19 protein-coding genes are annotated in these 22,106 nt (G+C 66.8%); 13 read left to right on the forward strand and 6 right to left on the reverse strand.

Annotated elements, in window-relative coordinates; translation table 11 throughout:
• Window positions 1–8: 8 nt before the first annotated feature.
• The 4 genes from FIV34_RS20550 to FIV34_RS20565 all read right to left on the reverse strand — a co-directional run bounded on the left by FIV34_RS20550 (window position 9) and on the right by FIV34_RS20565 (window position 2,979).
• Window positions 9–884 carry a ParB/RepB/Spo0J family partition protein gene (locus FIV34_RS20550; RefSeq protein WP_139985414.1) on the reverse strand — a complete coding sequence of 292 codons (876 nt, stop codon included), beginning with the start codon at window positions 882–884 and terminating at the stop codon, window positions 9–11.
• 10 nt (window positions 885–894) lie between these two features.
• Window positions 895–1,731, reverse strand: coding sequence for a ParA family protein (locus tag FIV34_RS20555; RefSeq protein WP_139985416.1), 837 nt, complete (start codon window positions 1,729–1,731; stop codon window positions 895–897).
• Window positions 1,732–1,813: 82 nt separating this feature from the next.
• The gene (gene rsmG, locus FIV34_RS20560; protein ID WP_139986146.1) at window positions 1,814–2,443 is read right to left on the reverse strand and encodes a 16S rRNA (guanine(527)-N(7))-methyltransferase RsmG; all 630 of its coding nucleotides are present in this window, start codon (window positions 2,441–2,443) and stop codon (window positions 1,814–1,816) included.
• Window positions 2,444–2,544: 101 nt separating this feature from the next.
• On the reverse strand, window positions 2,545–2,979 hold the full coding sequence (locus FIV34_RS20565) for an SPFH domain-containing protein (RefSeq protein WP_139985418.1): 435 nt from the start codon (window positions 2,977–2,979) through the stop codon (window positions 2,545–2,547).
• 247 nt (window positions 2,980–3,226) lie between these two features.
• On the opposite strand from FIV34_RS20565, the gene FIV34_RS20570 reads away from it, so the two are divergent.
• Genes FIV34_RS20570 through FIV34_RS20585 form a run of 4 tightly spaced genes read left to right on the forward strand, consistent with a single transcriptional unit; the run spans window position 3,227 to window position 6,313 of the window.
• The gene (locus tag FIV34_RS20570) at window positions 3,227–3,496 is read left to right on the forward strand and encodes a hypothetical protein (RefSeq protein ID WP_139985420.1); all 270 of its coding nucleotides are present in this window, start codon (window positions 3,227–3,229) and stop codon (window positions 3,494–3,496) included.
• A complete protein-coding gene (locus tag FIV34_RS20575; protein WP_139985423.1) occupies window positions 3,496–3,759 on the forward strand; it encodes a hypothetical protein in 264 nt (87 codons plus the stop codon). Before FIV34_RS20570 ends, FIV34_RS20575 begins: the two co-directional genes overlap by 1 nt.
• Before the next feature lie 3 nt (window positions 3,760–3,762).
• A complete protein-coding gene (locus tag FIV34_RS20580; protein ID WP_139985425.1) occupies window positions 3,763–5,355 on the forward strand; it encodes a PepSY-associated TM helix domain-containing protein in 1,593 nt (530 codons plus the stop codon).
• 34 nt (window positions 5,356–5,389) lie between these two features.
• Window positions 5,390–6,313 carry a M14 family metallopeptidase gene (locus FIV34_RS20585; protein WP_139985427.1) on the forward strand — a complete coding sequence of 308 codons (924 nt, stop codon included), beginning with the start codon at window positions 5,390–5,392 and terminating at the stop codon, window positions 6,311–6,313.
• On the opposite strand, the gene FIV34_RS20590 is transcribed toward FIV34_RS20585, so the two are convergent.
• Window positions 6,310–7,497 carry an MFS transporter gene (locus FIV34_RS20590; RefSeq protein ID WP_139985429.1) on the reverse strand — a complete coding sequence of 396 codons (1,188 nt, stop codon included), beginning with the start codon at window positions 7,495–7,497 and terminating at the stop codon, window positions 6,310–6,312. The two genes, FIV34_RS20585 and FIV34_RS20590, sit on opposite strands and share 4 nt — an antisense overlap.
• A 93-nt stretch (window positions 7,498–7,590) precedes the next feature.
• On the opposite strand from FIV34_RS20590, the gene FIV34_RS20595 reads away from it, so the two are divergent.
• The 9 genes from FIV34_RS20595 (at window position 7,591) to FIV34_RS20635 (ending at window position 21,704) form a co-directional block, all read left to right on the forward strand.
• The gene (locus FIV34_RS20595; RefSeq protein WP_139985431.1) at window positions 7,591–8,166 is read left to right on the forward strand and encodes a TetR/AcrR family transcriptional regulator; all 576 of its coding nucleotides are present in this window, start codon (window positions 7,591–7,593) and stop codon (window positions 8,164–8,166) included.
• Window positions 8,167–8,452: 286 nt separating this feature from the next.
• Window positions 8,453–9,445: a LacI family DNA-binding transcriptional regulator gene (locus FIV34_RS20600; protein WP_139985433.1), complete on the forward strand. Its 993-nt coding sequence runs from the start codon at window positions 8,453–8,455 to the stop codon at window positions 9,443–9,445.
• Window positions 9,446–9,678: 233 nt separating this feature from the next.
• Entirely contained in the window at window positions 9,679–12,699 is a 3,021-nt protein-coding gene (locus FIV34_RS20605; RefSeq protein ID WP_139985435.1) for a TonB-dependent receptor, read from the forward strand.
• A 113-nt stretch (window positions 12,700–12,812) separates the two neighbouring features.
• Window positions 12,813–14,333 carry a tryptophan halogenase family protein gene (locus FIV34_RS20610; protein WP_139985437.1) on the forward strand — a complete coding sequence of 507 codons (1,521 nt, stop codon included), beginning with the start codon at window positions 12,813–12,815 and terminating at the stop codon, window positions 14,331–14,333.
• 159 nt (window positions 14,334–14,492) lie between these two features.
• Window positions 14,493–15,980 carry a glucoamylase family protein gene (locus FIV34_RS20615; RefSeq protein ID WP_246058701.1) on the forward strand — a complete coding sequence of 496 codons (1,488 nt, stop codon included), beginning with the start codon at window positions 14,493–14,495 and terminating at the stop codon, window positions 15,978–15,980.
• Window positions 15,977–17,263, forward strand: a complete 1,287-nt coding sequence (locus tag FIV34_RS20620) for a sugar ABC transporter substrate-binding protein (RefSeq protein ID WP_425462903.1) — start codon at window positions 15,977–15,979, stop codon at window positions 17,261–17,263. The genes FIV34_RS20615 and FIV34_RS20620 overlap by 4 nt, the downstream gene beginning before the upstream one ends.
• Complete coding sequence (locus FIV34_RS20625; RefSeq protein WP_139985441.1) at window positions 17,260–18,138, forward strand: carbohydrate ABC transporter permease; 879 nt, start codon at window positions 17,260–17,262, stop codon at window positions 18,136–18,138. The genes FIV34_RS20620 and FIV34_RS20625 overlap by 4 nt, the downstream gene beginning before the upstream one ends.
• The gene (locus tag FIV34_RS20630; protein WP_139985443.1) at window positions 18,135–18,956 is read left to right on the forward strand and encodes a carbohydrate ABC transporter permease; all 822 of its coding nucleotides are present in this window, start codon (window positions 18,135–18,137) and stop codon (window positions 18,954–18,956) included. Before FIV34_RS20625 ends, FIV34_RS20630 begins: the two co-directional genes overlap by 4 nt.
• Before the next feature lie 3 nt (window positions 18,957–18,959).
• Complete coding sequence (locus FIV34_RS20635) at window positions 18,960–21,704, forward strand: glycoside hydrolase family 15 protein (RefSeq protein ID WP_139985445.1); 2,745 nt, start codon at window positions 18,960–18,962, stop codon at window positions 21,702–21,704.
• Here FIV34_RS20635 and FIV34_RS20640 read toward each other — a convergent pair.
• On the reverse strand, window positions 21,678–22,037 hold the full coding sequence (locus FIV34_RS20640) for a hypothetical protein (RefSeq protein ID WP_139985447.1): 360 nt from the start codon (window positions 22,035–22,037) through the stop codon (window positions 21,678–21,680). The genes FIV34_RS20635 and FIV34_RS20640 overlap by 27 nt on opposite strands.
• Window positions 22,038–22,106: the final 69 nt, after the last annotated feature.

Below are 22,106 nucleotides of genomic sequence, written 5' to 3' on the forward strand. Positions count from 1 at the left end.
GGCGCGCGTCAGCGGATCTTGCTGAGGATGCCGTCCAGCTCGTCGTTGCTGTGGTAGTGGATGACGAGCTTGCCCTTGCCGCCGCGGCCATGGGCCACTTCGACACGGGTGGCGAAGCGTTCGGCCAGCTCGCGCTCAAGCGTGGCGATGTTCGGATCCACCGGGCCGGCGGACTTGGCCTTGCCCTTGGGCGCTTCCTGGGCCTTGCGGGCCGCGTCTTCCAACTCGCGCACCGTCCAGCCGTGGCGCGAGGCTTCCAGCGCCAGCGGCTCGGCGATGGTGGCCGGCAGGGTGAGCAGGGCGCGGGCGTGGCCCATCTCCAGCTTGCTCTCGTCGAGCAGCTGCTTGATGGAGGCCGGCAGCTCGTTCAGGCGCAGCAAGTTGGAGACGGAGGCGCGCGAGCGGCCCACGGCGTCGGCCGCCTGCTGGTGGGTCAGGTCGAATTCGTCCACCAGGCGCTGCAGGGCCTGGGCTTCTTCCAGCGGGGTGAGCTCCTGGCGCTGGATGTTTTCGATGAGCGCCATGGCCAGAACGGACTGCTCGGGCACGTCCTTCACCAGCGCGGGAATCTCGCTCATCTGCGCGCGCTGGGCGGCGCGCCAGCGGCGTTCGCCGGCGATGAGTTCGTAGCTGTTCTTGCCGATGGCGCGCACCACCACCGGCTGGATCAGGCCCTGGGCCTTGATCGAGGCGGCCAGTTCGTCGAGCGCCTCGTCGTTCCAGTGGCGGCGCGGCTGGTACTTGCCGGCCTGGATATGGTGGATGGGCAGCGTGCGCAGCTCGCCTTCCTGCTCGATCACCGAGGGGGCGGCTTCGGGACCGCTGCCGCCGCCCAGGAGGGCGTCCAGGCCACGGCCGAGTCCACGTTTCTTCGCTGCTGCCATGGGGCGCTCCTTAAGGCGTGGTCGGGGCCGTGGTGTCGCCGGCATCCGCCTCTGCGTCGGCCGCAGGGGGGGTGGCGCCATTCAGGGCCCGCTCGCGGCGGATGATTTCGCCGGCCAGGCCAATATAGGCGATGGCACCGCGCGAGCCGCGATCGTAAAGATGGATGGGCTGGCCGTGGCTGGGTGCCTCGGCAAGGCGCACGTTGCGCGGGATCATCGAGCGCAGCACCTTGTCGCCAAAGTGCGTGGTGAGCTGGGCCGAGACCTCGTTGCCGAGGTTGTTGCGCACGTCGTACATGGTACGCAGCAGGCCTTCCACTTCCAGCGCCGGGTTCAGGCGCTGGCGCACGGCCGAGATCGTATCCAGCAGGCTGGAAAGGCCTTCCAGCGCGAAATACTCGCACTGCACCGGGATCAGCACGCCATCGGCGGCGGTCAGCGCGTTAAGCGTGAGCAGGTGCAGCGAGGGCGGGCAGTCGATGATGATGGTGTCGTAACGATCGGACACCTTCTTCAGCTGCTCCTTCAGGCGATGCTCGCGGGCCATGCCGTCCATCAGCTTCAGCTCGGCGGCCGTGAGGTCGCCGTTGCCGGGCATCAGGTCGAAGCCGGCCTCGGTGCGCACCAGCACGTCCTGGATCGACACTTCGTCCAGCAGCACTTCGCAGCCGTTGGGCTTGGCTTCGTGCTTGTCCACGCCCGACGCCATGGTGGCGTTGCCCTGCGGATCGAGGTCGACAAGCAACACCTTGCGCTTCGCGGCGGCCAGGGCCGCGGCGAGATTGACGGAAGTCGTGGTCTTGCCGACGCCGCCCTTCTGGTTGGCGACTGCGATAATGCGGGCCATGGAGTGTCGGTAGCTGCCGTGCACGGAAGGGGCGCTAGCGTAGCATCTAGCGCGCGAAGGCTGCAGGCGCTGCGCCGCCCGCTCAGGCCCGGCGAATCACCACCAGGTGCCGCTCACCCTCCACGCCCGGCACGGAGAGGGCGTGGATCGCCTCCACCACGAAGCCCGCCGGCACGCCATCGAGCTCCTCCGCCGGTTGCTTGCCCTTCATCGCCAGCCACGTGCCGCCCGGCGCCAGCAGGTGCCCGCCCCAGCCGAGCATGTCGGCCAGCGAGGCGAAGGCGCGGGCTGTGATGCATTCAAACGTGCCTTCCACCTCTTCCACGCGGCTCTGCAGTGCCCTGGCGTTGCCCAGCTTCAGCGAGCGGATGGCCTCGCGCAGGAAGCGCACCTTCTTGCCGTTGGAATCCACCATCAGCACTTCGCGCGCCGGCTCGGCCAGCGCCAGGGGGATGCCCGGCAGCCCCGGGCCCGTGCCCAGGTCGGCCAGCGAGCGGCCGTGGACATAGGGAAGGATGGCCAGCGAATCGAGCAGGTGGCGGGTCACCATCTCCCGGTCGTCGCGGACGGCGGTGAGGTTATAGGCCGAGTTCCAGCGCTCCAGCAGCTCGCGGTAGTCGAGCAGGCGGTCCACCGTGCCCTCGGGCAGGCCGACGTCCAGCTGGGCAATGCCGCGTTCGAGCAGGGATTTGAGGTCGTCGCGCGCGGTCATGGGCATGGGGACTCGTCTACTGGCCGCAAATTATCGGCGAAAAAAAGGCGGCGTTGCCGCCGCCTCTTAAAAAACGCGCACGCGTTCTCTTGTTATCTGCTTCAGGCGGCGTCGAGCTCGACGCGGGTAACCAGCATGCCGCGGGCGCGGAGCGAGCCGTTCACGGCGTGCTTGAGCTGCGTGCCGACGGCGCGACGGTCCAGGGCATGGCCCGTGGCGGTGTCGCGCAGGGCGGCGACCACGTTGCTGCGGATCAGCTCGGGGGCTTCGTCGATCACCGGATCCGCCGCGGCCGGCTCGAGCACCTGCCAGTAGACCGTGCCACCTTCAAAGCGCAGCACCTGGCCGCCGAGGTCGATCTTGTGGGCGATGCGGTCGAGCATGGGCAGCACCATATGGGTGCCGGCCGAGAGCAGGGCCGGGGTACGGCCGTAACGGCGGACGCTGTAGACCTTGCCTTCCGGCACGCGCTTCACCGAGGCAACCGCGAGGGCGCTGGCGAGAAGGACGCTGGTGAGGAGGGCGATAGTCAGCATGGCTGTTACATCAGACGGTTACGTCGTTTTCCTGTCTCGCGGTGCAACGAGATGCCGCACGGCGCTGATCGGTTGGGGTGTTAACTCTAAACTAACGGGAGGGGTTAACGCTAGTTTTACCAAACCCCCATATTCAGTTAGCGGACGGGTTGGTCAAAACTTGAGCACTGGGCAAGGAGTGACCACCGATTGACCGGTGGACCCCAAATGATAACAATTATCAATAACTCCCTGACCGGGCTCGCCCATGAACCTCCTCGGCTGCCTGGTGGCCTTCGCCGCCATGGCTCTCGCCTACCTGTCTTCGCGCAACCAGCGCGCCCTGGCGCGGCCCCTGGGCCGTGGGGCCAAGGTGGCGGCGGGCGTGCTGACGGTGCTGGCGCTGGCGTGCTGGGTGGCGGGTGAAACGACGCTTCCAGGAATTTTCTCAACGCTGACCGCCCTGATGCTCGGCGCGGTGGCCTTGCCCTACGTCACCTGGCTGTTCAAGCCGGCCGCTGAAAGGAAGGCCCGCTGATGCTGGGCAAGACGTTCGCCGGCATCCTCCTCGGCTTCCCACTGTCGATGGCCATCGTCGGCCTGGCCGTGTACCTGTGGCCGGGCGCCAGCGAAGCCGTGCTGATGCCGTGGCTGGTCGCCTTCTTCCCGCTGTGGACGGTGGTGATGGCCTGCACCTTCCTGTTCCGCACCGGCGTCCGCGCCTGGGCGTGGCTGGCGGTCGCCAACGTGGGCGCGTTCGCCGCCCTGTTCCTCGCCAAGCACACCCTGCCGGGTATCTGAGCCATGAAGTCCAGCACCCTCCGCACCTTCACCACCGTGCACACCTGGACGGGCCTGCTCGCCGGCTTTGCCTTGTTCATCGCGTTCTATGCGGGCGCGATCACCATGTTCCACGACCCCATCGACACCTGGGCGCTGCCGAAGCAGGAGCTGGCCGATGCACGGGTGATGGACCGCGCCGGCGCCATGATGGCCGACATCGTGGCGAAGCATCCCGCCGCCCGCGCGTCGATCGGCGTCACCTATGCCGCGGGACACCCGTCGCACGAAGTGGCCGCGTACTGGATGGAAAAAGATGGCTCCTGGATGACCCAGGCCATCGACGACACCGCCGCGCACGATGCCGAAGACCACGAGCACGGCCTGGCGGATTTCGTCTACGAACTGCACTACGACCTCGGCATCCCCGAGTTCGGCATCTACCTGATGGGCATCGTCAGCGTCATTTATGGCCTGGCGCTGCTGACGGGCGTGATCATCCACCTGCCGAACCTGGTGCGCGAGATGTTCGCGCTGCGCCCGGGGCACAACCTCAAGCGGCTGTGGCAGGACGCGCATAACGTCATCGGCATCCTCAGCCTGCCCTTCCACATCATCTTCGCCATCACCGGCGCGTTGCTGTGCCTGACGATGGTGACGCTGATGGCCTTCAACACCGCCATCTTCGACGGCAAGCTGATGGGCGCGTTCGAACGCATGACCAGCGCGCTGCCCGAGACGAAGGCCAGCGCCGGTGTCGCCACCATGCTGCCGCCGGCCGAACTCGGCGCGCTCGCACGCAAGGCCGCGCTCGGCGCCGGCGCGGCGAACTTCGAGCCGGACTACATGCGCTACGTGCATTACGGCCAGCCCGGTGCGGCGGCGGAAGTGCGCGGCACCTCGACGAAGACGCTGGGCGAGTACGGCATGGTCGCGCTCGATGCGTCCACCGGCCGCGTGACGAATATCCAGCTGACCGGCGCGCGCGATGCCAACCACGCGACGTACTCGGCCATCTTCGGCCTGCACTTCGGGACGTTCGGCAGCCTGTCGCTGCGCTGGCTGTATTTCATCCTCGGCCTGGCCGGCGCCTTCCTGTTCTACTCCGGCAACCTGCTGTACATCGAAACGCGCCGCAAACGCCGCCAGGCGGAGCAGCCCCTGAAGGTGCGCGCCATGGCCACGGCCACGGTCGGCGTCTGCCTGGGGTCGTGCCTGGCCATCTCGGTGATGTTCGTTGCCAACCACCTGGCGTCGTATGTTGGTGCGGAACCCACGCGGGTGGTGCAGCCGGCGTGCTTCATCACCTTCTTCGCTGCCATCGCCTGGACGGTCTGGCGCCGGCCGGCACGCGCCGCCGTGGACCTGCTGTGGGCCACCGCCGTGATTTCCGTTGCCGTGGGCGGGCTCGACATCGTGCTGCACGGCGATCGCCTCGCCCGCACGCTGGCTGAAGGCCGTTACGACGTGCTCGGCGTGGACCTGGTCGCCATTGCGATGGGCGCGGGGTTTGGCTGGCTGGGCATGGCCACGCGCAAGCGCGCGGTGGAAGGTGACCCGTGCAGCGTGTGGTACGGACGGCGGCCTGAGCACCACGCGTTGACAGGCGCCGTATAGAATCGGGGCTTGTTCCCGCCTTGATGCCCGCGCCATGACCCACGCCACGCCTTATCCCATCGGTACACCCGGCCAGCCCTGGGGGCCTGCCGAGATCGACGCGTGGCGCGCGAAACAGGTGAAGCAGCGCAGCTATGCGGACGAAGTGCTCGCCGCGATCGAGCCGCTGCGCGCGGCCTTCGATGTGCAGGATTACGGTGCCGTCGATTACGCCGGAGAGCACTACCGGTTCGTCGCACTGCGGACGCGCGACTGGGATGCCAGCCTGCCGGTGATGGTGGTTACCGGTGGCGTGCACGGCTACGAAACCAGCGGCGTGCATGGCGCACTCCAGTTCCTGCGTGAGCACGGCAACGACTACGCCGGCCGGGCGAACGTGCTGGTGGTGCCCTGCGTGAGCCCCTGGGCGTACGAGCGCATCCATCGCTGGAACTACGACGCCATCGACCCGAACCGCAACTTCCGCGAGGGCAGCCCTGCGGCCGAGTCCGCCGCGCTCGTGCAGCTGCTGGCACCGCTGGGCGACAGCGTGCTGATGCACATCGACCTGCACGAAACGACGGACACCGATGAATCGGAGTTCCGCCCCGCGCTGGCGGCGCGCGATGGCAAGGTCTACGACCCCTGCGACGTGCCGGATGGTTTCTACCTGGTGGACGACGCGGACAAGCCGCAGCCCGACTTCCAGAAAGCGGTGATCGACGCCGTGGCGAAAGTCACCCATATCGCCCCCGCCGACGCGGCCGGTGAAATCATCGGCTCGCCTGAAGTCGCGCACGGCGTGATCGAATACGCCCTGAAGTCACTCGGCCTGTGCGCCGGCATCACCCCGGCGCGCTTCTGCACCACCACCGAGGTGTATCCGGACAGCCCGCGCGCCACGCCGCAGGAATGCAACGACGCGCAGGTGGCGGCGGTGCGTGCCGCCATCGACTACGCGCTCGCGCATCGGGGCTAGGCGGCAACCGGTGCGCGCACGTGCTGCGCGCGCAGGACAATCCAGGCCAGCGCCGCGAGTGTCAGCGCGATGATCACGCCGCCATAAAGATTGATGGCGGTGAGCAGGCCCTGGTGCTGGGCGACATAGCCCACTGCAATGGTCGGCACGCTGAAGGCCACGTAGCTCTCGATATAGAACGCGGCCATCAGGCGGCTGCGCTCATGCGGTTCGGCCAGGGGCATCACGCTGCGCACGGCACCGAGGAACGAGGCGCCGAAGCCCGCGCCGGCGATCACCGAGCCGACAAGCAGGCCAACGGCGGAGCCGGTGCCCGCACCCACCAGCACGAGTAGCAAGCCACCGGCGAGCAGCGACGCGCCGACGACCAGTGCGTGTAGCGCCGCGTGGCGCAGGCCGGCAAGCACGGCGATGGCACCGCTCAGCATCAGCGCGGTGACGGTGAGGCCACCCAGCCACGGTGACGTCGAGTGCGTCGTCTTCGCCACCAGCGACGGCATCAGCGAGAGATAGAAACCGCCGAGCATCCACAGCGCGACATTGAGCGGCGTCACCGCCATCAGCGCGGCACGCGCGCGTTCCGGTACGGCCACGTGCGGACGTAGGCTGGCGAGGGCGCCCGGTTTGCGCACCGCGGTTTCCGGCGTGCGCAAGGTCAAGGCCAGGCCGGCCAGCAGCAACACGGCGAGCACCACGTACACGCCCTGCAGCGGCGCCGGCGCCAGCACGACCATCGCGGTGCTGCCGAGCGCGCCCGCGCCCAGCCCGATCATCGGCGCCAGGCTGTTCACCGTGGCACCGCGCTGTCGGTCGAGGTCGAGGAGGGCGGCAGCGAGGGTGGACATGCCGATGCCCGTGGCGACGCCCTGCACCAGGCGGGCCACGATCAGCCACGCCGGGCCGTCGGCGACCATGAATAGCACCAGTGCGACCACGTCCAGCGCGATGGCAGCGACGATCACCGGCCGCCGCCCGAGGTGGTCGGAGAGGCGGCCGCCGACGAGCAACGCCATGAGCAGGGCGAAGGCGTACACCGCAAAGATCACGGTCAGCAGGGTGGGCGTGAAGTGCCACGCCGCCTGGTACAGCCGGTACAGCGGCGTCGGCGCCGTGGAGGCGGCGATAAAGGTGGCCAGCGTGAAGGTGTGGATGGCCAGCGGGCGGCGGGCGTCATGGGCGATCATGGGTTTCGCCTAAAAGCAAAGAATGTGCGTTAGTGTACGCCGCCCTGCCACTAAAGCAACTACTTTGCGTTTAGGTGTAAACTGGCGCTCGCCATGAACGACGCCACCCTCATTCCTGCCCGTACTGCCGGCCCCCGTCCCGGTGGCCGCAGTGCGCGTGTCCAGGCCGCCGTCCACCAGGCGGTCCGCGAGCTCCTTGCCGAGGGGCCGCGTGACGCGTTGACCGTACCTGCGGTGGCGGCACGTGCCGGCGTCACGCCGTCGACGATCTATCGCCGCTGGGGTGATCTTTCGCAGCTGATGGCCGATGTGGCCGTCGCCGTGTTGCATCCCGAAGGCGCGCCGCCCGACACCGGCAGCTACCGTGGCGACCTGACCCTGTGGCTCGAGCAGTACCTCGACGAGATGTCGTCCGGCCCGGGGCGCACCATGCTGCGCGACATCCTCGGCGCCTCCACAGAGCAGAACACCGGCCGCTGCCTGTTCTACTGCACGCAGCAGATCGACGCGATTGGCGAACGCGCCCTGGCTCGCGGCGAGACGCCGCTGCCGACGGACGCGGTGATCGAGGGCGTGGTCTCGAAGCTGATGTACGGGATCCTTTTCGCCCCGTCGACCCCGACCAACGACGACATCGGCCGCTGGCTCGACGCGTTGCTCGGCGTTTAATAGCCCCGACAGCTATTCAAAAACGTGAAGGTTTTGCATAGAAACGTGCTGCACCGCAGAAGTTCGGGCAAGACCACCCAAGTCACCGTTTCTAAATAGATTTTCATTAAAGCCGGGCAAGTGGTATTGCACGTAATAACGTTTACTCGTGCAGTGCAACAACTGCTTGATTTAACAGGCTTTACACGGAATCTGAAAACGTTTACGTTCCGCGCCGTCGAACCCCGGAGGGGCCGGGACGCAGGGCGAACACGACGTGAGTGTGACGATCAAAGACGTCGCGAGGATGGCCAACGTATCGGTGGCATCGGTTTCTCGTGCGCTGAACGGCCATGGCGGCGTGACCGCCGAGACGCAGAAACGCATCCGCGAAGTCGCCACCCGGCTGCGCTACGTGCCGCATAGTGCTGCGCGCAGCCTGATCACCCGTCGCACCCAGACCATCGGCGCCCTCCTGCCCGACCTGCATGGCGCCTTCTTCTCCGAACTGATCCGCGGCATCGACCTCGCCGCACGGGCCCGTGGGCTCTACCTGCTGGTCTCCAGCTCGCACGGTGATGCCACCGAAGCGGCCATCGCCCTGCGTGCCATGCAGGGCCGCGTGGACGGCCTGCTGGTGATGTCCCCGCACGCCGACGCCGCCTTCCTCGACGAAAACCTCCCCATCGTCCTCCCCACCGTGCTGATCAACAGCCATGTGCGCTCCGAGCGCCATGCGTCGCTGGACGTGGACGACTTCGGTGGCGCGCACGCGATGGTCGACCACCTGGTGGCCAGCGGCCGCAAGCGCATCGCCTTCATCGCCGGCCCGGAAGTGAACCACGACGTGCAGGAGCGCTGCCGCGGCTACCGCGAAGGCCTCGCCGCCGCCGGCCTCGGTGACACCGCCGTGGTGCTGCAGGGTGACTTCACCGAAGAAGCGGGTTACCGCCTGGCGAAGGAAGCGCTTGCGCTGTCGCCACGCCCCGACGCGATCTTCGCCGCCAACGACATGATGGCCATCGGCGCGCTCTCCGCGCTGTCCGAAGCTGGCGTGCGCACGCCGGACGACATCGCCGTGGTCGGCTTTGACGATATCCCGATGGCGCGTTACGTGACGCCGCCGCTGACGACGGTGCGCGTGCGCATTGCCGAACTGGGCGAAGCCGCGCTGGATCGCCTGGCCCAGATGATTGAATCCCCCGATGACGACGAGCCCAGGCCGGGCGTCGTGGTCGGCACCGAACTCGTCGTACGCGCCTCCTGTGGCGCCAGCGACAAGGTACGACGACGCGACTGATTGCGGCGTCGGCGCTACGCGGCTTGCCGGGCCGTGGCTGGAAACCAGGACGGCGTTATTGATGGATATCGAGAACCATCCGGTCCGCGCGCGGAACGGGCGGGGGTACGTCGCAGATCGCCTTTGATGAGGTGGCTTCGACCACCGCGACGCGGCTGGAAGGCCGGACGTCGTACCCAAGCCCAGCCGGACCGGGTCGCACACACAGAGAGTTATTGGGAGAGAGGGGTACCATGAACGCTTCGAAGCACATGAAGAAAAAACTGCTGTGCGGCGTGATCGCCGCCAGCATCGCCGCGGCCGTTGCACCGACCGCCACGATGGCGCAGACCGTCACCGCTACCCTGAAGGGCAAGGCCACGCCGGGCGCGCAGGTCACCGCGTTCAACCCGCAGACGGGCACGACCCGCAAGGCCACCGCCGGTTCGGACGGCGCCTACATCATCAACGGCCTGCCGCCGGCCACCTACCAGGTGGATGCTGGCCCGGGCACGCAGCAGAACGTCACCCTGACGGTCGCCTCCACGGCGACGCTCAACCTTGCCGCCTCGTCCACGGCGCCGGCCGCCACCGCGGCGAATGCCACCTCGATGGAAGGCGTCACCGTCAGCGCCTCGACGCTGACCGAAGTGAAGACGCCGGAAGTGGCCAAGACCATTTCGCTGCGCCAGATCCAGACCATCCCGCAGGTGTCGCGCAACTTCCTTGAGTTCGCCGATACCGTCCCCGGCATGGTGTTCAGCGTCGATGCGCAGGGCCATACCTCGCTGCGCGGCGGTGCCCAGAACGACAGCTCGGTCAACGTCTTCATCGACGGCGTGGGCCAGAAGAGCTACGTGAAGGAAGGCGGCGTCTCCGGCCAGGTGAACAGCCAGGGCAACCCGTTCCCGCAGCTCGCCATCGGCGAGTACAAGGTCATCACCTCGAACTACAAGGCCGAGTACGACCAGGTCTCGTCGGCGGCGATCACCGCGGAAACCAAGTCGGGCACCAACGAGTTCCACGGTGAAGTGTTCGATACCTACACCTCGGACAAGTACCGCAGCCGCACCCCGTCGGAAGAAGACGGTGACAAGGCGCGTTCGTTCGAGAAGGAATACGGCTTCGCGCTGGGTGGTCCGATCATCAAGGACCAGATGCACTTCTTCGTGACCTTCGAACAGAAGAAGTTCGATACGCCGATCACCGTGAGCCCGGGCTCCGATGCGCCGGCCAGTGCGATCGGCCTGCTGCCGACCGCCGCGCAGAACGCCTTCGGTTCGGCCAGCCTGCCGTTCGACGAAAAGCTGTACTTCGGCAAGATCGACTGGGAATTCACCGATCGCGACCGTATCGAGATCAGCACCCAGGTGCGCCGTGAAACCCAGGCCGACAACATCGGCCAGGGCCAGTCGGTTTCGCAGTCCATCTTCACCGAGAACCATGACACCCGCGGCACGTTCCGCTGGCAGCATAGCGGCGACTGGTACTTCAACGAGCTGAAGGCGTCGTACGAGAATTCGTCGAACGACCCGCTGCCGGTGAACTACGGCAACGGCTACAACTACACGTACAAGCCGGCCAACGACGCCACCATCATCGGTATCGGCGCCGCCTCGCCGCTGGCCACCCAGATCAAGGGCCAGGAAGGCCCGATGCTGTCGGATGACTTCACCTTCAACGACCTGACCTGGCACGGCGACCACGTCGTGAAGATGGGCTGGAAGTACAAGGAAGTGACCCTGCATGCGCAGGACTCCCAGGACGTCAACCCGCAGTACACCTACAGCGTGGACGACACGGGCACCGAAGCGATCCCGTACAAGATCCAGTTCTCCAACCCGGTCCCGGGCCTGAACTCGGTTTCCGAGACGAAGGACAAGCAGTACGGCGCCTACATCCAGGACGACTGGTCGGTGAACGATCACCTGACCCTGAACCTTGGCGTGCGCTGGGATAAGGAGAAGACCCCGTCGTACCTCGAGTGGGTGACTCCGGAGAGCGTGGTCAACGCGTTCAATTCGCTCGATCCGAATGCCCAGGGCCAGTTCCCGGGCCAGACCTACGCGCAGACGCTGGCCAAGGGCGGCATCGACTACCAGAACTACATCAGCAACGGCAGCAACCGCCATGCGCAGAACCAGTGGGCACCGCGCCTGGGCTTCTCGTATGACCTGTTCGCCGACGAAGAGCATGTGATCCACGGTGGTGTCGGTCGTTCGTACGACCGCAACCTGTACGACTACCTGCAGCTTGAGCAGACCAAGTCCGCGCTGCCGTACCAGGCGATCAACATCAACACGGCGAGCCACCCCTGCACGGTCGGCGTGAACAGCTGCTTTGCGTGGGATCCGGCCTACCTCAACGGCCTGAGCACGCTCCAGGGCCTCGTGCAGGGCACGAACCTGGGCCAGGAAGTTGACATGCTCAACAACAACCTGCGCGCACCGTACTCGGATCAGTTCAGCATCGGCATGTCGAACAAGCTGGGTGACTGGAACACCGACGCGACCATCACCCGCGTGCTGTCCTACGACGGCTTCGTGTTCACCCTCGGCAACCGTTACCCGGATGGCTCGTTCTTCCAGAACGGCGGCCAGCCCTGGAACAACGGCATCCCGGGCTTCGGTTCGATGATCCGTGGCGATAACGGTATTCGTACCGCGACGACCCAGGTGCTGCTGTCGACCGACAAGCCGTACACCCGCGAATCGGGCTGGAGCGCGAACTTCGCGTACACCTATAGCCACGCCAAGCAGAACCGCGATATCAACGAGCACTACTCGTTCGATTACGGCTCGATCCGCGATTACCCGTTCATCACCTCGAACGCCGCCGCCAAGCATCGCTTCGTGGCCACCGGCTCGCTGGATGGTCCGTGGGGCTTCACCTTCTCCGGCAAGCTGATCGTGGCGACGCCGTTGCCGTGGAACGGCTTCCAGAACTGCGGTTCGGGCTGCGTCTATGCGAAGGGTGAGTCGTCGTACCCGATCGCAGCCGTGCCGCCGGCATCGAAGTTCCTGGTGGGGGGCAAGATCTGGGGTTACCGCGAGATCGACCTCCAGGCCACCAAGGACTTCCTGGTCAACGAGAACGACCAGACCAAGTTCTACGTCCGCATCGACCTGCTCAACGTGTTCAACTGGAAGAACTTCGCGGATTACACCTCGAACGTAGGTCCGAACGCGGTGGGTTCGCCGGTGGTCTACAACAAGGACGGCAACATCACGGGTGTGCCGCGCACGGCGAAGATCACCGCCGGCTTCAAGTTCTAAGCGTTATCGCTGTAGCAAGGGTGCATCCGGTGGGCAAGACCGGATGCGCCTCCTTCACGCCCGCGAGTCTCCCCGCGGGCGTCTTTTCTCTTCCGGCATGATGGTTCCGCGCGATGAGCAACGGCACGACGAAGATTGTCATTGTGGGCGGCGGTACGGCCGGCTGGATGGCGGCGTCGGCCTTCTCGCGAACGCTGGGCCAGCACGCCAGCATCCGCCTTGTGGAATCCGAAGAGATCGGCATCGTCGGCGTCGGTGAAGCCACCGTCCCGCACATCAAGGCGTTCAACCAGCTCCTGGGCCTGAATGAAGCGCAGTTCGTCGCGCGCACCCAGGGGACGTTCAAACTCGGTATCGAATTCCGTGACTGGCGCCGCAAGGGCGACACGTACGTGCACGGCTTCGGTTCCATGGGCCATGACATTGGCCTCGTTCCGTTCCACCAGTACTGGATCAAGGGCCGCCTGCGCGGCGAGGCCGCTGACCTGCTCGATTATTCCGTCAACACGGTGGCGGCGATGCGCGGCAAGTTCATGCCCGCGCCCGTCGACGTGCCACCGAGCAATCCGCTGGGCAGCATCGCCTACGCGTACCATTTCGATGCCGCGCTGTACGCGCGCTTCCTGCGCCAGTTCGCCGAAGAACGCGGCGTGCGCCGCACCGAAGGCAAGGTGCGGGAGGTGGAAACCAACCCGGAGAACGGCTACGTCACCGCGGTGCGCCTGGAGAACGGCGATCGCGTGGAGGGTGACCTGTTCATCGATTGCACGGGCTTCCGCGGCCTGCTGATCGAAGGTACCTGCCAGTCCGGCTACGAGGACTGGAGCCACTGGTTGCCCTGCGACCGCGCCATGGCCGTGCCGTGCGCGAAGGTGGGCCCGCCCACGCCGTATACGCGCAGCACCGCGCGCGAAGCCGGCTGGCAGTGGCGCATTCCGCTGCAGCACCGCACCGGCAACGGCTACGTGTATTCCAGCCAGTACCTCAGCGACGACGAAGCCGCGGCCACCGTGCTCGGCAACCTCGACGGCGTGGCACTGGCCGACCCGAAGCCGCTGCGCTTCACCACCGGCATCCGGCGCAAGGCGTGGATGCGCAACGTGGTGGCCCTGGGCCTGTCCAGCGGCTTCATGGAGCCGCTGGAGTCGACGTCCATCCACATGATCCAGTCCGGCATCTCGCGCCTGCTGCAGCTCTTCCCGGCCACCGGCGATATCGACCCGGTGCTGGTGGACCGCTACAACGAGCAGTCGCGCTTTGAAGCCGAGCGGATCCGCGATTTCCTGATCCTGCATTACAAGGCCACCGAGCGCGACGATTCGGCGTTCTGGAACCATTGCCGGACCATGCCGATCCCCGAGTCCCTGCAGGCCAATATCGACCTGTTCCGGCATAGCGGGCGTTTCTTCCGCAATGCCGAGGAGATGTTCGGCCTGGTCAGCTGGGTCCAGGTGATGGTCGGCCAGGGCATCATGCCCACCGGCTACCATCCGCTGGTGGACCAGATGCCCGATGCGGACCTGGTGAAGTTCCTGGCCAGCGTGCGCGAGGTGGTGTCGAAGAATGTCGACTTGATGCCGGCGCACGAACAGTTCATCGCCCGCGAATGCCCCGCCCCGCAGGTCGCCGCATGACCTTCCGGGGCATGGACACGGGGGGTGGCGCCCCGTATGGTTTTGACTTCGACCAGGGCCCTTCGGGGCCTTCTTCTGGCCTCGCGACGTAAACGTTTACGCGAACACCGTCCCCACGCGGTTCGCGTTAGCCTCGAAACAGCTCCAAGGACTTCCCCCATGAAAGCTTCGACCACCAAGCGCCTGACCCTCGCCCTCGCCGCCCTGCTGGCGTGCACCGCCCCCCTGGCCATGGCCCGCGACGCCACCAAGGGCGCCAAGGCGGCCAGGCCGGCCGCCGTGATGTCGAAGGACCTGCACCCCGTGCCGCCGATGATCGCCGACCTCGAGAAGCGCACCTTCCAGTGGTTCTGGGATAGCGCCAACCCGGAGAACGGGCTGATCCCGGATCACTACCCGACCAATTCCTTCGCTTCCATCGCCTCGGTGGGCTTCGGCCTCACCGCCTACGGCGTGGGCGTGGAGCGCGGTTACGTCACCCGCGACCAGGCGGTGGACCGCACGCTGGCCACGCTGAAGTTCTTTAACGAGTCCGCGCAGAACGAGACCGAGGACGACGCCACCGGCGTCCACGGCTTCTACTACCACTTCCTCGACATGCAGACCGGCAAGCGCTTCGCGCGCTGGGTGGAGGTCTCGTCGGTGGATACCACGCTGCTGCTCGGCGGCGTGCTGTTCGCGCAGAGCTATTACGACCACGACACGCCCAAGGAAAAGGAAATCCGCGACCTGGCCGACCAGATCTACCGCCGCGTGGACTGGACCTGGCTGCAGAACCACTCGCCGCTGATCAGCATGGGCTGGACGCCGGGCGGCAAGATGATCCCGCACGACTGGGCCGGCTATAACGAAGGCATGCTTGTCTACATCCTGGCGCTGGGCTCGCCGACGCATCCGGTGGGTGACGACGCGTGGACCGCGTGGACGAAAACCTACGATAAGACCTGGGGCGAGTTCCACGGCCAGACCTTCCTGAACTTCGCGCCGATGTTCGGCCACCAGTACAGCCACACCTGGGTGGACTTCCGCGGCATCAAGGATGCGTGGAACCGCGAGAAGGGCCTGGACTACTTCGAGAACAGCCGCCGCGCCGCGTATTCGCAGCAGGCCTACGCCGTGGCCAACCCGGGCGGCTGGACGGGCTATGGCAAGAACGTCTGGGGCCTCACGGCGAGCAACGGCCCGGGCGGCCTGATCATCAAGCAGGGCGACAAGGAGCGTACGTACCAGGGCTATACCGCGCGCGGCGCCGGCCTGGACTACATCTCCGACGACGGCACCATCGTGCCGACGGCGGCCGGCGGCTCCATCGCCTTCGCCCCGGAAATCGTCATCCCCGCGCTGGAAGAGATGAAGGCGAAGTACGGCAAGTACATCTTCACCAAGTACGGCTTTGTCGACGCGTTCAACCTCACCTTCGACACGCACACCGACCTGCGCACCGGCCAGGTGGTACCGGGCTTCGGCTGGGCCGATACCGTGCACCTGGGCATCGACCAGGGCCCGATCGTGCTGATGATCGAGAACTACCGCAGCGAGTTCGTCTGGAACGTGATGAAGAAGAACCCGTACATCCGCAAGGGCCTGCAGCGTGCCGGCTTCACCGGCGGCTGGCTGGACGCCGAGACGGCTTCCACCCTGTGGTGATTCGCGCCACCCGCCTTGGCTTCGTCGCCGCGCTGGCCCTTGCCGGCGTGGCGCTGTCGTCGTGCGCGAAGGAAGAGAGCGGCACGCGGACGCTGCAGCTGTGGACGATCGGCCGCGAGGGCGAAGCGGTGCAGCAACTGCTTCCCGAGTTCGAACACGAGCATCCGGGCCTGCACGTGGAAGTGCAGCAGCTGCCGCTGACGGCGGCCCACCAGAAGCTGCTCACCGCGTATGCGGGCGATTCCACGCCGGACATCACCCAGCTGGGCAACACCTGGATCCCGGAGATGGTGGCGCTCGGCGCGCTGGAGCCGCTCGACGCGCGGGTGAAGGCCTCGAAGGTGGTCGACCCGGCCGATTACTTCCCGGCCATCTGGTCCACCAATGTCATCGACGGCACGCTGTATGGCGTGCCGTGGTACGTCGACACGCGCCTGCTGTTCTACCGCAAGGACCTGCTGGCGAAGGCCGGCTACGACCATCCGCCGCGCGACTGGGCGGAATGGCAGGCCATGATGGCGAAGCTGGCCCAGCCGCGCGGCAAGGCCTACGGCGTGCTGCTGCCGACCAACGAATTCGAGCAGCTGCTGTCGCTGGCCCTGCAGCAGCCGGACCCGCTGCTGCGCGACAACGGCCGCTACGGCAATTTCCAGAGCCCGGGCTTCAAGAAGGCCCTGGCCTTTTACGTGTCGCTGTTCAAGGACGACCAGGCGCCGATGATGACCAACGTCGGCGTCGGCAACCCGTGGGCCGCGTTTGGCCAGGGCTTCTACGCGTTCTACCTGTCCGGCCCGTGGAACATCGGTGAGTTCCGCAAGCGCCTGCCGCCGGAGCAGCAGGGCGACTGGGCGACGACGCCGTTGCCGGGCCCCGATGGCCCGGGCGCATCGAATGCCGGCGGGTCCAGCCTGGTGATCTACCGCGCCTCGAAGCACAAGGACGATGCGTGGGCGCTCATCGAGTTCCTGTCCCGGCCGGCGATCCAGGAGCGCTTCTACCAGATCCTCGGCGACATGCCGCCGCGACGTTCCTCGTGGACGGCGCCCGCGCTGCGCGATGACGACAAGGCCGCCGCGTTCCGCGACCAGCTGGAGCGGGTGAAGGCCACGCCGCCGGTGGCGGAATGGGAGCGCATCGTCACCGAGATGCAGCTGGTGGCCGCGCAGGCCGCGCATGGCGACCTCACCATCGACCAGGCCGCGGCCGAGATCGACCGCCGCGCCGACCGTCTCCTCGAGAAGCGCCGCTGGATGCTCGACCACGGCCACAAGGCAACGCCATGAACACCTCCCGTGCCGCCTGGCTCTTCATCACCCCTGCGCTGATCATCCTCGGGCTGTTCTTCCTGCTGCCGGTGGTCGCCGCGCTGGTGCTGTCGGTGACCGATTACGACCTCTACGCGCTGGCGGACATCCGCAACCTGCGCTTCGTGGCGTTGCAGAATTACTGGGCGCTGCTGCAGCGTCCGCTGTTCTGGTCGGCGCTGGGCCATACGGTGTACTTCGTGGTGGTGGGCGTGCCGCTGTCGCTGCTGGCCTCGCTGGGCGCGGCCATGCTGCTGAACTCGCCGCTGGCCCGCTTCAAGCCGTTCTTCCGCACGGCGCTGTTTGCGCCGGTGGTGACCACGGTGGTCGCCGTCGCGGTGATCTGGCGCTACCTGTTCAATACCAAGTACGGCCTGATCAACTACACCCTGGATGCCATCGGCATGCCCACCGTGGACTGGCTGGGCGATCCGCACTGGGCGATGCCCACGATCATCCTGTTCGCGGTGTGGAAGAACTTCGGCTACAACATGATCATCTTCATGGCCGGCCTGCAGGCGATTCCCGCCGACCTGTACGAAGCGGCGCGCATCGATGGCGCATCCGCCTGGGCGCAGTTCCGCCACATCACGCTGCCGATGCTGAAGCCGACGATGCTGATGGTGAGCATCCTCACCGTGTCCGGCTACTTCCAGCTGTTCGCCGAGCCTTACGTGATGACCGAAGGCGGCCCGCTGCAGAGCACGACGTCGGTGCTGTACCTGATGTATGAAGAAGGCTTCAAGTGGTGGAACCTCGGTTCGGCCTCGGCCGTGGCCTTCATCCTGTTCGTGATCATGTTCGCGGTGACCGCGGCGATGCTTCGCCTGTCGAAGCGGGGAGAGCCGGCATGAGCCCGCGCATGGCGAAAGCCGTCATCAATGGCCTGCTGATCGCGGCGGCCGCCGTCGCGATCGCGCCGCTGCTGTACATGGTCTCGGTATCGTTCATGACGCCGGGCGAGGCGAGCGCGTTGCCGCCGCCGGTGCTGCCCACGCACTGGACGCTGGCCAACTACCGGCAGCTGTTCCTCAACGCGGGCATGGGCCGTTACCTGTTCAACAGCCTGCTGGTGTCGACCTCGATCACCGTGGTGTCGCTGGCCTTCAACCTGATGGCCGGCTACGCGTTCGCCAAGCTGGAGTTCAAGGGCCGTGCGCGGCTGTTCCAGCTGCTGCTCGGCGCGCTGGTCATCCCGGCCCAGGTCGCCATGCTGCCGCTGTTCCTGCTGTTGAAGTACATGGGCCTGGTGAATACCTACGGGGCGGTCATCGTCCCCGCGCTGGCCACCATCTTCGGCATCTTCCTCGTCCGCCAGTATGCGAGCGGTATCCCGGACGACCTGATGGAAGCGGCGCGCATCGATGGCGCGGGCGAGTTCCGCATCTTCGCCACCATCGTCATGCCGCTGCTCAAGCCGATCATGGTGACGCTGGCGATCTTCACCTTCCTTGCCGCGTGGAACGATTTCATGTGGCCGTTGATCGCGCTGACCGGCCAGGAGCACTACACGTTGCCCATCGCGCTGGCCTCGCTGTCACGCGAGCACGTGCAGGACAGCGAACTGATGATGGCCGGCTCGGTCGTCACCATCCTGCCCGTGCTCGTGCTGTTCCTGGCGCTGCAGCGCTACTACCTGGAAGGCCTGCTGCTCGGCAGCGTGAAGGGGTAAGCCATGAAAGCACTGGGATTCCTCGCTGCCGCGCTCGTGGGTACGGGCGCGCAGGCGACGACGCTGGACACGTTCGACGCCACCACCGGCTGGGTCGCCACGCATACCGATGATGTCTCCGCGTCGCTGCATGCCGTGCCGGGCACGAAGGGCCAGGGCGTCTGCCTTGCGTTCGATTTCAACGGCGTGTCCGGCGCGGCGTCGATCCGCAAGACGCTGCCGATCGATTTCCCCGCCGGCTTTGCGTTGAGCTTCGACGTGCGCGGCGCGATGCCGGCGAACACGTTGCAGCTGAAGCTGATCGACGACAGCGGCGACAACGTGTGGTGGTACCAGCAGTCGGGCTTCGTGCCGCCCACGCAGTGGAAAACCGTGGACGCCACCAGCCGCCAGGTGGAGTTTGCCTGGGGCCCGACGAAGGACCGCACGCTGCGCCACACGCGCGAGGTGGAATTCGTCGTCTACAAGGAAGCCCAGCCGCAGGCCGGCCCTGACAAGGGCGAGGTCTGCTTCGACAACCTCGCGCTGGTGGCGCGCAAGCCGGCCGCCGTGCCGGCACCGGCGCCAACCGCCAATGCGGTGTTCGAGCAGCGCGCCACGGCGGTTCGTCGCGGACTCTACCCGCGCGGCTTCTCCGGCGAGCAGTCGTACTGGACCATCGTCGGCGTCGACGGCGGCAGCCGTGATTCGGCGTTGATTTCCGAGGATGGCGCGGTAGAGATCACCCGCGGCGGCTTCTCCATCGAACCCTTCCTGCTCGACCAGGGCAAGCTGGTGACGTGGGCGGATGTCACGACCACGCAGTCGCTGCGCGATCGCTACCTGCCGATGCCTTCGGTGGCGTGGACGAAGGGCGATCTGTCGCTGAGCACCACGGCGTTTGCCCAGGGTGCGGCGGGTGCCTCCGAACTCGTGCTGTCCTATCGCGTGGCCAACGCGGGCGATGCGCCGCGCGACGTCACCGTGATGCTCGCCGCGCGGCCGTTCCAGGTGAACCCGCCGACACAGTTCCTCAATGCACCAGGCGGCATCGCGACGATTCGTGAGCTGGCGTGGGATGGGACGGCGCTGACCGTCAACGGCAGCCGCAAGGTGATCCCGCTGCAGAAGACCGGGGCGGTCATCGGCTCCGTGAATACGCCGAAGATGCTGACCGAGCGCATCGAGGGTGGCGAATCACCCGGCAGCCTGGCGCTGGGTGCCAACGGCTTGCGCGACGCATCGGGCTTCGCGCAGGGCGCGTTGCTTTATCCGGTGCACGTGCCGGCGCACGGGCATGTCGATCTCGGGCTCGTGGTGCCGGTGGCGCAGGACGATGCGGTGGCCGTGCCCACGGATGTGTCGGCGTGGCTGGCTTCGCACGCGGACGCGGTGGCGGCGCAGTGGCGCGAGAAGCTGGACCGCGTGTCGATCACCGTACCCGCCGTGGCGCAGCCCATCGTCGATACGATGAAGAGCGGCATCGGCCAGATCCTCATCTCACGTGACGGCCCGGCGTTGCAGCCGGGCACGCGCTCGTACTCACGCACGTGGGTGCGCGATGGCGCGATGATGCTGGAAGGCCTGTTGCGCACGGGCCATGACGATGTCGCGCGCGAGTTCATCACCTGGTACGCGCCGCACCAGTTTTTGAACGGCAAGGTGCCCTGCTGCGTGGACACGCGCGGCTCCGATCCCGTGCCGGAAAACGACAGCCACGGCGAGCTGATCTCCAGTGTCGCCGAGCTGTGGCGTTACACGCACGACCGCGCCACGGTGGAGGCGCTGTACCCGCACGTGCGCAAGGCAGCGGAGTACATGGACACGCTGCGCGCCAGCGAGCGCCAGCCCGCGCGGCTGCAAGGCGCCGACCGCGCCCTGTACGGCCTGATGCCGGCCTCGATCAGCCACGAAGGCTATTCGGCCAAGCCGATGCATTCGTACTGGGATGATTTCTGGGCGTTGAAGGGTTACGAAGACGCCGCGGACCTGGCGACCGCGCTGGGCCACGCCGACGACGCGTCGCGCTTCGGCACCTCGCGCGACCAGTTCCGCGACGACCTGCACGCCTCGATCGACGCTGCGGTGAAAGCCAAAGGCCTCAGCTTCATTCCCGGTTCCGCGGAGCTCGGCGACTTCGATGCCACCTCGACGACGATTGCGCTCTCGCCCGGTGGTGAAGGCTCGCGCCTGCCGAAGGCGCTGGTCGACGGGACGTTCGAGAAGTACTGGCAGACCTTCGTCGCCCGCCGCGACGGCAGCGTGGCGTGGGAGGACTACACGCCCTACGAACTGCGCACGATCGCGACGTTCGTCCGCCTCGGCTGGCGTGAACGGACCAACGATCTCATCGCGTTCTTCTTCGCCGACCGCCGGCCGGCAGCGTGGAACCAGTGGGCGGAAGTGGTGGGCCACGACCCACGCAAGCCGCGCTTCGTCGGCGACATGCCGCACGCGTGGATCGCCTCGGACTACGTGCGCTCGGCGCTGGATCTGTTCGCCTACGATCGCGACGCCGACGGCGCCATGGTGCTGGCCGCGGGCGTCCAGCCCGCCTGGCTCGAAGGCGACGGCATCACCGTCCAGGACCTGCGCACGCCGTATGGCCGCCTGGGCTACACGCTGAAAGCGAAGAACGGCAAGGCGACGCTGACCATCACCCAGCCGATCCATCCGCCGGGCGGCCTGGTGCTGTCCCTGCCATCGGGCGAGATCAAGGTCACCAAGGGCCAGACCCAGGCGTCAGTGGGCGGCGACGCGCGTCCGTAGCAGGGCGTCCACCGCCTGCTGCCATTCCGCCGAGCCCGGTTCAGACTGCGGGGCTTCCTCGCCCAGCTTGGCGTTCACGGCCTGATCCCAGGCCGGGGTGTTCGGCTGCGGGCCGTGCCCGTCGTCGCTCACGGCCAGGGTCGTGTCGACCCAGCTGAACCACTCAGGGGTACCCAGGGCGGCCGTGGCCGGTGCGAGGCGACCGGGCGCCGGGGAGGAGGCCGTACTGGCGGCGGCGGGGGCCGCGCCCGCGGGCGCCTGGGGCCCCGGGGGCGAGCAGGCCGCGATGATGAAGGCGGCCGTTAGCGGGATTACGGTGAGGAAGAAGCGCATGGGCCCAAGCCTACAAACCCTTCCCCGTCCGGCACTTAAACGCGGCAGGGAACTTCCCGGCCTTGTTCA

Origin of the sequence: Luteibacter pinisoli (genome assembly GCF_006385595.1) — a bacterium.
GTDB lineage: Bacteria > Pseudomonadota > Gammaproteobacteria > Xanthomonadales > Rhodanobacteraceae > Luteibacter > Luteibacter pinisoli.

Coding starts and splice junctions, on each gene's coding strand:
- FIV34_RS20550 (WP_139985414.1), bottom strand. CDS start 884: ATGGCAGCAGCGAAGAAACGTGGACTCGGCCGTGGCCTGGACGCCCTC.
- FIV34_RS20555 (WP_139985416.1), bottom strand. CDS start 1,731: ATGGCCCGCATTATCGCAGTCGCCAACCAGAAGGGCGGCGTCGGCAAG.
- rsmG (WP_139986146.1), bottom strand. CDS start 2,443: ATGACCGCGCGCGACGACCTCAAATCCCTGCTCGAACGCGGCATTGCC.
- FIV34_RS20565 (WP_139985418.1), bottom strand. CDS start 2,979: ATGCTGACTATCGCCCTCCTCACCAGCGTCCTTCTCGCCAGCGCCCTC.
- FIV34_RS20570 (WP_139985420.1), top strand. CDS start 3,227: ATGAACCTCCTCGGCTGCCTGGTGGCCTTCGCCGCCATGGCTCTCGCC.
- FIV34_RS20575 (WP_139985423.1), top strand. CDS start 3,496: ATGCTGGGCAAGACGTTCGCCGGCATCCTCCTCGGCTTCCCACTGTCG.
- FIV34_RS20580 (WP_139985425.1), top strand. CDS start 3,763: ATGAAGTCCAGCACCCTCCGCACCTTCACCACCGTGCACACCTGGACG.
- FIV34_RS20585 (WP_139985427.1), top strand. CDS start 5,390: ATGACCCACGCCACGCCTTATCCCATCGGTACACCCGGCCAGCCCTGG.
- FIV34_RS20590 (WP_139985429.1), bottom strand. CDS start 7,497: ATGATCGCCCATGACGCCCGCCGCCCGCTGGCCATCCACACCTTCACG.
- FIV34_RS20595 (WP_139985431.1), top strand. CDS start 7,591: ATGAACGACGCCACCCTCATTCCTGCCCGTACTGCCGGCCCCCGTCCC.
- FIV34_RS20600 (WP_139985433.1), top strand. CDS start 8,453: ATGGCCAACGTATCGGTGGCATCGGTTTCTCGTGCGCTGAACGGCCAT.
- FIV34_RS20605 (WP_139985435.1), top strand. CDS start 9,679: ATGAACGCTTCGAAGCACATGAAGAAAAAACTGCTGTGCGGCGTGATC.
- FIV34_RS20610 (WP_139985437.1), top strand. CDS start 12,813: ATGAGCAACGGCACGACGAAGATTGTCATTGTGGGCGGCGGTACGGCC.
- FIV34_RS20615 (WP_246058701.1), top strand. CDS start 14,493: ATGAAAGCTTCGACCACCAAGCGCCTGACCCTCGCCCTCGCCGCCCTG.
- FIV34_RS20625 (WP_139985441.1), top strand. CDS start 17,260: ATGAACACCTCCCGTGCCGCCTGGCTCTTCATCACCCCTGCGCTGATC.
- FIV34_RS20630 (WP_139985443.1), top strand. CDS start 18,135: ATGAGCCCGCGCATGGCGAAAGCCGTCATCAATGGCCTGCTGATCGCG.
- FIV34_RS20635 (WP_139985445.1), top strand. CDS start 18,960: ATGAAAGCACTGGGATTCCTCGCTGCCGCGCTCGTGGGTACGGGCGCG.
- FIV34_RS20640 (WP_139985447.1), bottom strand. CDS start 22,037: ATGCGCTTCTTCCTCACCGTAATCCCGCTAACGGCCGCCTTCATCATC.